This window comes from Pseudodesulfovibrio sp. zrk46 (assembly GCF_012516435.1).
In the GTDB taxonomy this organism is placed as follows: domain Bacteria; phylum Desulfobacterota; class Desulfovibrionia; order Desulfovibrionales; family Desulfovibrionaceae; genus Pseudodesulfovibrio.
Genome location: NZ_CP051216.1, coordinates 2,255,972 through 2,269,017 on the forward strand (window position 1 = coordinate 2,255,972; position 13,046 = coordinate 2,269,017).

At 56.2% G+C, this 13,046-nt stretch carries 13 protein-coding genes; 9 read left to right on the forward strand and 4 right to left on the reverse strand.

The features are described from left to right. The first annotated feature begins 18 nt into the window (after nt 1-18). From HFN16_RS10210 to larB, 8 genes are all read left to right on the forward strand, one after another. The gene (locus tag HFN16_RS10210) at nt 19-729 is read left to right on the forward strand and encodes a UTRA domain-containing protein (protein ID WP_168890654.1); all 711 of its coding nucleotides are present in this window, start codon (nt 19-21) and stop codon (nt 727-729) included. 290 nt (nt 730-1,019) lie between these two features. After that, nucleotides 1,020-2,264 carry a serine/threonine transporter SstT gene (gene sstT, locus HFN16_RS10215; protein WP_168890655.1) on the forward strand — a complete coding sequence of 415 codons (1,245 nt, stop codon included), beginning with the start codon at nt 1,020-1,022 and terminating at the stop codon, nt 2,262-2,264. A gap of 131 nt (nt 2,265-2,395) precedes the next feature. Continuing rightward, nucleotides 2,396-2,971, forward strand: a complete 576-nt coding sequence (locus HFN16_RS10220) for a TetR/AcrR family transcriptional regulator (RefSeq protein WP_168890656.1) — start codon at nt 2,396-2,398, stop codon at nt 2,969-2,971. Between the two features lie 96 nt (nt 2,972-3,067). Continuing rightward, nucleotides 3,068-4,219, forward strand: coding sequence for an MBL fold metallo-hydrolase (locus HFN16_RS10225; RefSeq protein ID WP_210772186.1), 1,152 nt, complete (start codon nt 3,068-3,070; stop codon nt 4,217-4,219). Between the two features lie 166 nt (nt 4,220-4,385). Next, complete coding sequence (locus tag HFN16_RS10230; RefSeq protein ID WP_168890657.1) at nt 4,386-5,588, forward strand: aldo/keto reductase; 1,203 nt, start codon at nt 4,386-4,388, stop codon at nt 5,586-5,588. A 52-nt stretch (nt 5,589-5,640) separates the two neighbouring features. Beyond that, nucleotides 5,641-6,858: a nickel pincer cofactor biosynthesis protein LarC gene (larC, locus tag HFN16_RS10235; protein ID WP_168890658.1), complete on the forward strand. Its 1,218-nt coding sequence runs from the start codon at nt 5,641-5,643 to the stop codon at nt 6,856-6,858. Nucleotides 6,859-6,860: 2 nt separating this feature from the next. After that, nucleotides 6,861-7,685, forward strand: a complete 825-nt coding sequence (larE, locus tag HFN16_RS10240) for an ATP-dependent sacrificial sulfur transferase LarE (RefSeq protein ID WP_168890659.1) — start codon at nt 6,861-6,863, stop codon at nt 7,683-7,685. After that, nucleotides 7,675-8,430: a nickel pincer cofactor biosynthesis protein LarB gene (gene larB / locus HFN16_RS10245; RefSeq protein WP_168890660.1), complete on the forward strand. Its 756-nt coding sequence runs from the start codon at nt 7,675-7,677 to the stop codon at nt 8,428-8,430. The genes larE and larB overlap by 11 nt, the downstream gene beginning before the upstream one ends. Nucleotides 8,431-8,464: 34 nt before the next feature. Here the strand turns inward: larB and HFN16_RS10250 are convergent, their stop codons facing one another. From HFN16_RS10250 to HFN16_RS10265, 4 genes are all read right to left on the reverse strand, one after another. Continuing rightward, a complete protein-coding gene (locus tag HFN16_RS10250) occupies nt 8,465-9,373 on the reverse strand; it encodes a helix-turn-helix domain-containing GNAT family N-acetyltransferase (RefSeq protein WP_168890661.1) in 909 nt (302 codons plus the stop codon). A 110-nt stretch (nt 9,374-9,483) separates the two neighbouring features. Further along, nucleotides 9,484-10,683 (reverse strand): aldo/keto reductase, encoded by a 1,200-nt coding sequence (locus HFN16_RS10255; RefSeq protein WP_168890662.1) that lies wholly within the window; start codon nt 10,681-10,683, stop codon nt 9,484-9,486. A gap of 72 nt (nt 10,684-10,755) precedes the next feature. Continuing rightward, nucleotides 10,756-11,448, reverse strand: a complete 693-nt coding sequence (locus HFN16_RS10260; protein WP_168890663.1) for a hypothetical protein — start codon at nt 11,446-11,448, stop codon at nt 10,756-10,758. Between the two features lie 256 nt (nt 11,449-11,704). Further along, the gene (locus tag HFN16_RS10265; RefSeq protein ID WP_168890664.1) at nt 11,705-12,592 is read right to left on the reverse strand and encodes a LysR family transcriptional regulator; all 888 of its coding nucleotides are present in this window, start codon (nt 12,590-12,592) and stop codon (nt 11,705-11,707) included. Nucleotides 12,593-12,673: 81 nt separating this feature from the next. Between HFN16_RS10265 and HFN16_RS10270 the strand changes: the two genes are divergently transcribed. Next, nucleotides 12,674-13,024 (forward strand): carboxymuconolactone decarboxylase family protein, encoded by a 351-nt coding sequence (locus HFN16_RS10270; RefSeq protein WP_168890665.1) that lies wholly within the window; start codon nt 12,674-12,676, stop codon nt 13,022-13,024. The last annotated feature ends 22 nt before the right edge of the window (nt 13,025-13,046 follow it).

Below are 13,046 nucleotides of genomic sequence, written 5' to 3' on the forward strand. Positions count from 1 at the left end.
TAGACGAATGAGGGGATAATGGAAAAGCGTCGTTATTATGAAATAGTCAGAGATTTGGTTCTCAAGCGTTTGAAATCAGGAGAGTTGTCTCCTGGTGACAAGCTGCCTTCCGAACGAAAGCTCAGTGATGAACTTAATCTCAACCGTAATACCGTGCGTCATGCGCTGCTCTTGTTGCAGCGTGAAGGGCGAATTTTTCGACTGGAACGTCGTGGGTGGTACGTCAACCCCATCCGTCTGGTTTACAACCCGGCCAACCACGTCAACTTCGCACGTTTGGCCGAGTCTCAGGACCGGGATGCTTCGTGGACCACGTCGGACAACGGTATCGTTATGGTGGACGGGAATATCGACGCTGGAGATGATGAAGGCTTTGCCGAAGGGACACCTGTCTACGAAATGGAAAACGTCTTTTCCCTCGACGGCCAGAAGGTGGCCTATACCCTCAACTATCTGCACGCCGAACGGCTGGAAGGCATCGTTCCCAAGACCCGCGACCGCGCCATGACGCAGGTGGTTCAGGAAGAATACGGCTTTCCCCTTGCTCAGCGCGACCTGCTCATTCGTCCACAGCTTCTCTCCCGCGAAGTGGCAACTGCCCTCGATATCGCCCACGGTTCTCCGGGGATCTACATTCGGCGCATCAAGACGGACGGTAATGACGGGGTGCTGACCGTTGAGCACGAGTACTGGCGCTACGACGCCATCGAGCTGCGCGTCAGTCACTAAATTTCTATTGAATACGATCTTCAAGGAGGTGTGCGAATTGCATGCCTCCTTTTTTGTCGGGCTGTTCACTCCTCGATGCCGTCCGAAGTGACTGAAAAGGCATGAAATTTGAGGGTTATTTTAACAAAGTTGGACAATGTAGAAAGTTGAATATTGTTCTGCATTTATCCTTAATATGCTGAAAATAATCATGTTTTAAATGTATATGCAATGTATGCCTTGACACGATTGTGATTTTTTTCCTATGGCCTAGCCCTTTGTGCTCACCATAAACTCATAGGAATTAAATAATGTCTCACCTTGTAAATCTGCTTCGTAAAGTCGGATCCGGTAGCCTTGTGCTTCAGATCGCCGTCGGTATCGTTGCGGGCGTGTTCTTGGCCATGACCGCCCCGGCAGCCGCCAGCTCCGTCGGTGTCCTCGGCAGCCTGTTCGTCAAGGCGCTCAAAGCCGTGGCCCCCATCCTTGTTTTCGTTATCGTTGCCTCGTCTATTGCAAACCAGAAGAAGGGTGGGCACACCAATATGCGCTCCGTCATCACTCTTTACCTCGTGGGCACCCTCATGGCCGCACTGGTCGCTGTCACCATGAGCTTCCTGTTCCCCACCACCCTGACTCTGGTCGCCTCCGAGGCCGGCCCGACCCCGCCCACTGGTATTGGCGAGGTTATCAACACCCTGCTTTTCAAGATCGTTGACAATCCGGTCAACGCGCTGGCTTCCGGCAACTTCATCGGCATCCTCGCCTGGGCCGTCGCGCTGGGCATTTCCTTCCAACATGCCGGTGAGACTTCCAAGGCGTTTCTTGCCGACGCTGCCAACGCTGTTTCCTTTGTGGTTCGTCTCGTTATCCGTACCGCGCCCATCGGCATCTTCGGTCTGGTCGCCAACACCGTCGCCGCTACCGGTTTCTCCGCGCTGGCCGGTTACAGCCACCTGATCGTGGTCCTGCTGGCCTCCATGGGCATCATCGCGCTGGTCGTGAACCCGATCATCGCATGGTTCAAGATTCGTCGTAATCCGTACCCGCTGGTGCTCACCTGTCTCAAGGTGTCCGGCATCACCGCATTCTTTACCCGCAGCTCTGCAGCCAACATCCCGGTCAACATGGACCTGTGCAAGCGCCTCGACCTGAACGAGGACACCTACTCCGTGTCCATCCCACTGGGTGCCACCATCAACATGGGCGGCGCAGCCATCACCATCACCGTGATGACTCTGGCCGCGGTTCACACCCTCGGTATTCAGGTGGACATCGCCACCGCGCTGCTGCTCAGCCTCATCGCCTCCGTGTCCGCCTGCGGTGCATCCGGCGTGGCTGGCGGCTCTCTGCTGCTCATCCCGCTGGCATGCAGCCTGTTCGGCGTTCCCAACGACATCTCCATGCAGGTCGTCGCCGCCGGTTTCATCATCGGTGTGATTCAGGACTCTGCCGAGACCGCCCTCAACAGCTCCACCGACGTGCTGTTCACCGCCGCTTCCGAGCTGGCAGTGGACGCTCCTGCCGGTGAAGAGAAGGCTGCCAGCGCTTCCTAGCCAGGCAATCTTCATACGAATGGCAAAGGCCGCGCTCTGAGGAGCGCGGCCTTTTTTATTGGATTGCAGGTGGATAAGTGGTTTTCAAAAAACCGCTTGACAAAACCGAATGATCATTCTGTAATTGGCTCATGCGAAAGCAGGATGAAGATAAGAAACAAGCGTTGTTCGACGCCACCATCAAGCTGGTCAACGAAGTTGGCTTTGCTGCGAGTTCTGTTTCCAAGATCGCCAAGGAAGCAGGGGTTTCTCCGTCTACCCTGTATGTCTATCATGAGAACAAGGAAGACCTGATCGTTTCTGCCTATGTCTCCATCAAAAAGGAACTGGCCGAACGTGTGATGCGTAACTTTGACGATAGCTTACCGATTCGCGACATCGTTCGGAACTTCTGCTTTGCGGTCTACGAATACATCTCAAATAATCAGGATAAAGGGATGTTTCTGGATCAGTTCTCCAACACGCCGTACACCGAATTGGTGAACCATGAAGAACTGAGCCGGATGTATGCACCCATCTGGAATGCCTTTCAGCGCGGCATGGAACAGAAGATCCTCAAGAACGTACAGCCCAAGTTGCTGAGCGTGTTCTGCTTCTACCCATTCGCCATTTTGGCCAACCCGCGTCACTGTGGCGCTGATTGCGTCATGGACGAGCAGGCAGTGGAGACCGTTTTCAACATGACGTGGGACGCAATTCGCTACTAGCAAATTTTTTTGCCTTATAAACTGAACGATCATTCGTTTATTCAGAATTTCAAGGACCTATGATGGGTCAACGTACCCATAAGAAGGATGCAAAACATGACAAATATAGCTTTTATTGCAGCGGGGCTTCTGGTCATGACATTGGGGCTGGCCGTACTCAATGGATGTGCCATGTTCGGCACCAATCCTAAAGGCTCGGATTTACAGCGTATCGAGCTGTCTTCCCAGTACAATGCCCAGCAGGAGCGGTTCGACAATCCCGATCCCGGTGTCATTCAGACCGTGGAGGAGGTTTCCATGAACTGGGGTGACGTCTGGAAGTGGCTGGTGGTCAAGGGGGAACGTACCCCGGACGAGCCCATGCCCCAGATCACACCTGATATGGGTGCTTTTGCCGTAGCCTCCGGTGGCGTCAAAGCCATCTGGTTCGGTCACTCCTCTGTTCTGATCCGCATGGCTGAGCAGAATATCCTCCTCGATCCTGTCTTTTCTGATCGCGCTTCCCCAGTGCCTTTTACCGTTGGCCGTTTTCAGGAGCCTGTGGTGGACCTGAAGGATTTGCCTGAGATCGATCTCATCGTGATCTCACATGACCATTACGATCATCTGGATATGGATACGGTGAAGGCGTTTCGCGACAGGGCTACCCGTTTCATCGTGCCGCTGGGCGTTGGTTCCCATCTGAAGGGGTGGGGTATTGATGAGTCTCGCATCACGGAACTCGACTGGTGGCAGTCTACCCAGCGCGGAGAACTGGAATTCGTGGCCACTCCGGCCAGCCACTTCTCCGGCCGGGGCATGACCAACCGCAACAAGACGCTCTGGGCGTCATGGGTCATTCGCAGCGAAAACGAGTCCGTTTATTTCAGCGGAGACTCCGGCTACGGTTCTCACTTCAAGCAGATCGGTGATGCATACGGTCCATTTGACGTCGCCTTTATCGAGAACGGCCAATACAATATCAAGTGGCATAGTGTGCACCTGCTGCCCGATGAGGCGGCTCAGGCCTACTTCGACCTGCGCGCCGAAATGTTCATCCCCATCCACTGGGCCATGTTCGAGCTGTCCATGCACACCTGGTATCAGCCGGGCATGGAAATCTACGCTCTTGCCGAGCAGCGTGGCATCAACCTCGTGACACCCATGATCGGAGAGATGGTGGATACGGACAAGCCTTTGCCGCGCATGGCCTGGTGGCGTCCGTGGATTAATCCTGAAGTAGCCGAGCAGGTGCTGGCCAAGCAGTAACTTCAGGCTGTTATTCCCCATCGGAACTGCCTCCTTTGTACGAGAAGGAGAAGGTCGGCCATTGCCGGATTAATAATATACGTTTGAGTGATAGTTTTATTCGGTGGACTGAGGCAGCTCTCCAGCCTGCTTCTCTCCCTGATTCAATAACAAGAAAGGAGATCCAATGCTGTATCGCAAAGTCCCTAAAAATGGAGATGAGCTGTCCATTCTCGGCTTTGGCGCCATGCGCCTGCCTGTGAACGAGGACCAGTCCATCAACGAGGAAAAAGCCATCGAACAGATGCGCAGGGCCATAGACGCAGGTGTGAATTACCTCGATACCGCCTGGCCGTATCACGGTGGTATGAGCGAGATCGTGCTGGGCAAGGCCCTCAAGGACGGTTACCGCGAAAAGGTGAAGATTGCGGACAAGCTGCCGGTCTGGCTGTGTAAGAGCCGTGAAGATATGGACGCCATTCTGGACAAGCAGCTCGCCAAGCTCGATGTGGATTGCATCGATTACTACCTGTTGCACGCACTGGAAGGCGAGGCATGGGACCGTATCGAGGCGCTGGGCGTCATCGATTTTCTGGAAGATGCCAAGGCCGCTGGCAAGATCGCCAACATCGGCTTCTCCTTCCACGGCGCCAACGAAGATTTCAGCCGCATCGTGGATGCCTATGACTGGACCTTCTGCCAGATTCAATACAACTTCCTCGATACCGAGAATCAGGCAGGAACCGCAGGCCTGAAGCATGCTGCCTCCAAGGATATCGCCGTGATCATCATGGAGCCCCTGCGCGGCGGCAACCTGAGCCGTCCCGAGGCTCCGCCGCAGGTCGCAGCCCTGTGGGATACCGCCGAGACCAAGCGTGCGCCTGTGGAATGGGCCCTGCGCTGGGTGTGGAATGCGCCCGAGGTGACCGTGGTCCTGTCCGGCATGAACGTGGACGAGCACATCGACCAGAACCTTGCCATCGCCGCCGAAGCTGAAGCTGATTCCCTGACCGATGGAGAACTCGAACTCATCAGCAAGGTTGCTGACAAGTATATTGAGCTCATGCCCGTTGGTTGCACCGGCTGTCAGTACTGTATGCCGTGCCCCGCAGGTGTAAACATTCCGGGTTGCTTTGAGCTCTACAACACAGGCAATATGTTTGAAGAGCCTCAGCAGGTGACCCAGTTCCGGTACGCCGCATTTAGCGGTGGCGCCATTTCCGGCAAGCCTCGCAAGGCCTCTCAGTGTGTCGAGTGTGGTCAGTGCGTCGAGCATTGTCCCCAGCATATCGACATTCCCGAGCGCCTCAAGGAAGTCGCTGAATACTGTGAAGTCGACGGCATCGATGATGCGGCCAAGAACTTCCTGAAGGGTGACCAGAGCCACTAACCCGAACCAATCGTGCGGGCGCCTGTGCGTGGCGTCCGCACGACAAAATACAATGAATATTTTATATTACGACTGCTTCTCCGGCATCAGCGGTGATATGAACCTTGCCGCCATGATCGAACTGGGCGTGGACCCGGAATACCTTCGCAGCGAGCTGGGCAAGCTCGGCATTGACGAAGAGTTCTCTGTTGAAGCCGCTCCCGGCGAGCGCAAGGGTATCACCGGAACCCGTGTGGATGTTGTCCTCAAGGGACATCACCACGGGCACGGGCATGACCATGGCCATGGGCACCATCATCATGGCGAGCATCGTAACCTCCGTGATATCGAGGCCATCATCGACGGCAGCGAGCTGGATGATGCGGTGAAGCAGACCAGCCTCGCCATCTTCCGCCGCGTGGCCGAGGCCGAGGCCAAGGTGCACGGTAAGGAGTTGTACGAGGTCCATTTTCATGAAGTGGGGGCCACGGATTCCATCGTGGATATCGTTGGTGCGGCCATCTGTTTTCATGCGCTGGAGATTGATGAAGTCTGGTGTTCGCCCATCGAACTGGGCGGCGGTTTCGTTCAGTGCGCCCATGGCATGATGCCGGTTCCGGCTCCTGCCACCGTGGAAATTCTCAAGGGGATTCCCACCACACGCGGCGCCGTGCAGAAGGAAACCGCAACCCCCACGGGTGCGGCCATCCTCGCCGAGTTGGTGGACCGTTTTGAAGCGCGTCCCGATATGGTTGTGAACAGGACCGGATACGGCATCGGGCATCGCGACACCGAGATTCCCAACGTGTTGCGCGTCAATCTGGCCACCGTGGACGGTGCGACAGAGAAGCTGCGCACCGTGCCAGCCCGACTCCTGCAGTGCAACATCGACGACATGACCGGTGAGATGCTCGGTGTGGTCATGGAGCAGTTAATGGACGAAGGGGCAATGGACGTGCACTTTACGCCCATTGTTATGAAGAAGAATCGTCCGGCGGTCATGCTCTCTCTTTTGTGCGGTGCAGATGAGGAAGAGTATTTCAAGCGTTTGGTCTTCCGCCACACCACCACGCTGGGCATCAAGTCCATTCCCATCGACAAGACCGTGCTCGATATATCCTTTGAGAAGCTGGAGACCCCGTTGGGTGAGGTGACCATGAAGAACGCTATTCTCGACGGCGAGGTCATCCGCTCCAAGCCAGAGCTGGAGGATTGCCGTGCGTTGGCAAAGAAACATGGGATTTCCCTTGGCGAGGTTTATGTGCAGGTTGGCAAAGCCCGCAAGGTGTAGCTATGTTGAATAAGAAATATGAGAAGCTGCTCGGCATACTCCGGGAAACCGGGGGTGTTGCCGTGGCCTTTTCCGGCGGCGTGGACAGCGCGTTTCTGCTGTACGCTGCCCAGCAGGCACTGGGCGACAAGGTGCTGGCAGTGACCGTGACCACGCCGTACATCCCCCAATGGGAGATTAAGGAGGCGCGGGAAATGGCGGCTGAATCGGGCGTGGAGCATGTAGTCATCGACCTGCCGTTCCCCGTAGAGATTCGCACCAACCCGGCTGATCATTGCTACACCTGCAAGAAGCTTCTCTTCACCCAATTGTGGGAAGCGGCGCGTGAGCGCGGTTACAAATACCTGCTGGACGGCACCAACGTGGATGATCTGGGCGACTATCGTCCCGGGCTCAAAGCGTTGGCCGAGCTGGACGTCATGAGCCCGCTCAAGGATGCTGGCCTGACTAAGCAGGATATCCGCGATCTTTCCAAGCTGTACGGTCTGCCTACTTGGGACAAGCCTTCGTTCGCCTGTCTGCTGTCTCGCATGCCGGTGGATGAGTATGTGACCGACGAAGCGCTTCGCCGAACCGAAGAGGCCGAGGTGCTGCTCATGCATCAGGGCTTCAAGGCGGTGCGGGTGCGCAGTCACGGCGATATTGCGCGTATCGAAATCCCGCGTGATCAGTTACATGATTTTGTTGCCGCCAATGAAGTTGCCGGTATTCATGCCCGACTCAAGGATTTGGGATATCGACATGTAACCCTTGATTTGGGCGGCTATTCCATGGGGAGTCAGAACCCCGAGTCCGCGACTGCGGAAGGAGTGAACAATGCAGAATAACGAAGCGTTGAAAGCGCTGCTCGAAGATATACAATCCGGCAAGGTGAGTGTGGATCAGGGGGTAGAGTCCCTGCGCGACCTGCCATTTCAGGACATTGGCCATACGGTTATCGATAACCACCGCATGCTGCGCAACGGGTTCCCGGAAGTCATCTATGGTGAGGGGAAGACCAAGGAACAGTTGGTCGACATCTTCGGCTACATGCGTGAGCGAAACAACGTGCTCGCCACTCGCGTGGATGCAGAGAAGGCCGCTTTTGTCCTCGAACGATTCCCGGATGCCGAGTACAACGCCATGGGCCGGACCCTGACCTTTCTGAAGAACGAGATCGAGTTCAAGCCGGGCGAGATAGGCATCATCACTGCAGGCACTTCTGATATGGATGTGGCCGAGGAAGCCAAGGTTACTTGCGAGATGCTTGGCAGCCATGCCTCCATTATCTCTGATATCGGCGTGGCCGGAATTCACCGCCTGTTGGGGCGACTGGACAATATCCGCAAATATACGGTCCTCATCGTCATCGCAGGTATGGAAGGTGCGCTCTCCAGCGTGGTGGGCGGCCTTGTGGAACAGCCCATCATCGCGGTGCCCACTTCCGTCGGGTACGGTGCCAACTTCTCCGGCCTGTCAGCGCTGCTTGGTATGCTCACCTCCTGCGCCAGCGGCGTGACCGTGGTCAACATCGACAACGGCTTTGGCGCGGCCTGCGCAGCCTGCAAGATCAATAATCTTGTGCAGCGTTAGCAAGTGGGGGAGGTGCGTGTTGCCCCCTGCCTTTCTACAGCATCAGCTCCCATCGTTGTTCAACGCAGGGCTCGCCGCCCATGGTGCTGTCGATGGACTCGGCCAGTTCAAAGCCGATGGACTGGTATAGCTTGCGGGCGGGTTCCAGCGAATCGATAGTCCAGAGAAAGATGGAAGCATAGCGTTGCTCGCGGCAGAAGGTCGTGAGCGTTTCCGAGAGCTTGCGCCCAACGCCCAATCCTCTTGCCTGAGGTTCGACCAGTAGCCAGCGTAGCTGGGCCTGATTGTCTTCCTGCTCGACCACGGCGATGCACCCCAGTCGGTTGCCGTCCTGCTCCGCAATCCAGAGCTTGCTGCGGCCGGAATCCCTTTGGACGAATTCCGCCAATCCCAACAGGACATATTTCTCGAAATCCTTATCGAATCCGTGGGTTGCTCCGTAGAGGTCGCAATGCCGTTGAATGACCCATCCCATGTCGCCGGGCCGGGATTCGCGTACCGAGACTTCCGGGCGGGGATGCGCGTTGCCGGACAGTGCGGCTGTGATGTCCTGCATGGCAGAAACAAGCCGCTCTCTTGCTGCGGGTTCCAGCGGCTGGATCAGGTCTGCCATCTGTTGCTCGGACATGGCATTCAACTTCCGGGCCAGCCGTTCTCCCTCGGCGGTCAACGTCAGGGGAATCCCTCTGCGTCCGGCATGTTTTTCTTCCTTGTGGATCAGGTCCTGCTTTACCAGCTTGGAAATAACACGGCTGAGTTGTCCCCGGTCCATATCCAGCAGGCGGGTGATGTCCGCCGAAGAGATTCCGGGGTGTTGCCATACCTCGTAAAGGATGCGCGCTTCTATCAAGGTCTGTTCGCTTCCCATGAGTTTGGGTTGGAACAGGCCCAGCACTCGCGTGTAGAATCTATTGAATTGTCTTATGGCGGCTGTCTCTCTCATGGGGTGAGAGATATGAATTTATATTGACAATGTCAACATAAATACCCCGACTGTGTTGAGAGAAGGTGTAATGAGCATCAAATGGGGGGGACAAGTCCCCCCATTTGAATCTACTGCGCCTGTATCTGCATGAAGCCGTCTACAACGGCCTGCATGTCTGTATTTTCAAAATACTCAGATACTTCGGCGAGCTTTTCGGGGATATTGATCTTCCGCGGGCAGTGCCTGAGGCACTCGCCGCAGTTGTTGCATTGAGAGGCGTACGCGGATTTGCCTGCGAACTCGTTGCTCAGGGTGAGGGCGTACCAGGAGCGGGTGACGTCCTCTTTTTCGGTGAACATGCGGGCACTGTTGTACTGCTCGAAGCACCACGGAATACGCACGGCAGCCGGGCAGGGCATGCAGAAGGAGCAGCCGTCGCAGCCCACCTGCATGAGTTCGCTGTACTTGGTCGCCACGCGATCGATGATGCCCAGTTCTTTTTGCGTCAGGGAGTAGGTCCGGCCCTGATTGGCCACGGCGAGGTTCTCCTCGATGTGCGCCTCTTCGCTCATGTCGGAAAGCACTACGGTGATCTTGGGATCATTCCAGAGCCAGCGCAAAGCCCATTCGGCAGGAGTGCGCTTGACCGAAGCGGTGTCCCAGAGTTCCTGCACCGGAGCCGGAGCTTCGGGCTTGCCCAGATCGCCGCGGCGGAGCGGTTCCATGACCATGACGGCCAGATCCTTGGAGGCGGCGTACTTCACACCGGCGGTGCCGGCCTGATTCTCCTGATTCAGGAGGTTGTAGCGAATCTGGCAGAAGGTCCACGGAAAGGCGTCGACGATCTTCTTGAAGTCCTCGGTCACGCCGTGGAAGGAGAATCCCGCGTTGCGGATTCGGCCGTCGGCAAGGGCCTGATTCAGGAACTCGGTGATACCGAGCCCTTCCAGACGCTGCCATGAGTTCCATTCAATGGCGTGGACGAGGTAGTAGTCGATGCAGTCCACACCGAGGCGCTCAAGCTGGTCGTTAAGCAGGGTGTCCATATCCTCGCGGGTCTTTACCAGCCACTGGGGCAGCTTGTCCGCGATGTTGACCTTTTCCCGGTATCCGTCGTGCAGGGCTTTGGCCACCGCGGCCTCGCTCTGGCCGTCGTGGTAGGGCCATGCCGTGTCAACGTAGTTGACGCCGTTGTCGATGGCGTGACGCATCTGGGCAATGGCGCGGTCTTCGTCGATGGAGCCGTCCTCACAGGTGGGGAGGCACATGGCACCGAAACCGAGGATGGAGAGTTCTTCACCAGTTTTGGGAACTTTTCGGTAAAGCATTTCTTTGCGGGTCCTTTGTGGGTGAGGCGTCGGTCTTGCCGCTGTTGCGGACAGCGGAAGAGGAAATATCTGTTACGCGCCTTCCCTTTGTCCTGACAGGCTCGCGAACGCCAGAATGACGCCGAGCACACCGCCGAGAAAGGCGGCGAACAGGATGCGCGCGTCTGGCGGCAGCATGAAAGTAATGGTCTGGGCCGGAATCCAGAAGTAGGGCACGGTCTTCTTCAGCACCAGCCCCCACATGATGTTCCAGTCGATGCCGTCCAGACGAGCCCGGAAGTGCACCGGGAGGAACAGGGCGGCCACACGGCCCTTATGATATTGAATATGGTCGTCGTATATTTTGTGCAGGACCATGAGCACGGGTGCGAACACCGTGTTGAGCATGATGCTGGTGATAAAGGCGATGAACAGTTGCTCGAAGAAGCCGGGATCTGAGCTCAATTGGTAACCGAGGGAGGGCAGCACCATGGGTGAGCCTGTGGCGAATACCGTGAAGCTGGCCTTGATGAAGAGACCGAGGAACCCCCACATGACGGCCTTGGCGATCAGCCCGAAGCCGGGACGCCAGTATTTCCCTGTCACGATCCGCAGGGCGACACATTCCCCAAAGGTGGCGAGCACGGCGAATTTGGCAAAGCTCATGAGGTAGCCGTGAGCCTGAGTGTAGGCCTTGAAGGTCTCCAGCGGATGGGGAATGGTGATCATGGCTGTCACGCCCAGCAGGGCAATGATGGTCAGCACGATGTAGTCAATGCGTTTCATGGTTCCGGTCTCTCTCCAAATGGAGCGTTGTGCCCGTATTTCAACCCGGGCGGTTTTTCATGTCCCAAATTGATCGATCAATCAAGTCTTTTTTACATGTAATAAACGACTTTGATTGGGCGATTGTATTGTCTCTGCTTTATGTTGACGGATTGCCTTACTCTTTTTCCGTTGGTTTTACCTCATGCAAATGTCGGGTTTTCCCGGTTGGGAGAACCCTGCTTGCATAATAACAGTAAATATGGGGCTGGTGGAATTATAGCGCGAAAGTCGTGTTGTTGGTCGATATCCCAAGCTGATCGCCGACGAATCCGGCAAAGGCGGAGACGATGTCCGACCGCTTTCCCGGGCGGAAGCGGATATCTATGAATACGGAGTCGAGGGCAGGGAGATTGTCCGCCGGATTGGCGTGGCGGCATCCCTCGGCCTGGGTGTCTGCCGTGACCGGGGCAATGGCAAGGCCCCCCTGCACCGCGGCAAGGACTCCGGCCAGACTTGGGCTGCCGTAGGCGATGCGATAGGCTCTGTTGTCTGCGTCGAGAGCGCGTAGGGCGCTGTCGCGATAACAGCAGACCGGGTGGAACAGGGCCAGCGGCAACACGGCAAGGTCGGCCGGAACCATTCGTTCGGGTACAATCCAGACCAACTCAAGCGGTGCGGAATAGGTGGTGGGAACTGAGTCGGTGGTGATGACCAGATCCAGCTGATCATCGTTCAGCATGTCAGCCATACGGGGCGTTTCCCCGCAATAAACATCCACCTGCACTCGTGGGTGGGTGATAGCGAACTCCTTGAGCACTCCCGGCAGATGCTGGGTTGCGTAGTCGTCGGGTACGCCCAAGCGAATGGTGCCATCGAGCTTTGGCGTGGCGATGGCCGCGAGGGCCTCGTCGTGAAGGGCGAGTATCTTGGCGGCATAGCGGTAGAGAATCTCACCTTCCGCCGTCAGCGTGACGCCGCGTCCCTCCCGGTTGAAGAGGGCACAGTCCAACTCGGATTCCATCTTTTTCATCTGCATGCTCACCGCTGCCTGTGTGCGGTGAACCAGTGTTGCGGCCTTGGTAAAGCTGCCCGTGTCTGCTGCCACCAGAAAGGAGCGCAGCTGGTCCGGGGTGATCTGGCCCATGGTGTTCATATCAAGCATGCTTATGGCTTACATAAAAATGATTAGCTTGTCTAATGTCTGACTTGTGTCCATCTTCTTAAAAAAACACAAGGAGATATTATGACTGAAAGTCAGATCGCATTGAAGAATAGTATCGGAGAAGGCTGGGAAACATACACCAAACTCATGCCGGAAATCGTGGATGTGTATGACCCGTTGCAGGAAGAGGTGTACAAGGACGGCGACATCAAGGCCAAGTACAAGCGCATGATGGCTATTGTCGGCGCATTGGTAAAAGGATGTGATGCGTGCATTCTTTACCAGACTGAAGAGGCTTTCAACGCCGGAGCAACTGTTGATGAGCTCTTGGAGTGCTGCGCCGTGGCCGTTGCTCTGGGCGGCAGCATGGCTGGCGGCGAGGTCACAAAGCTCGTTCGTCTGCTCAAGGAAATGGGCAAAATCGAAGAATAGACAAAGTTCCAACAGTGGATCA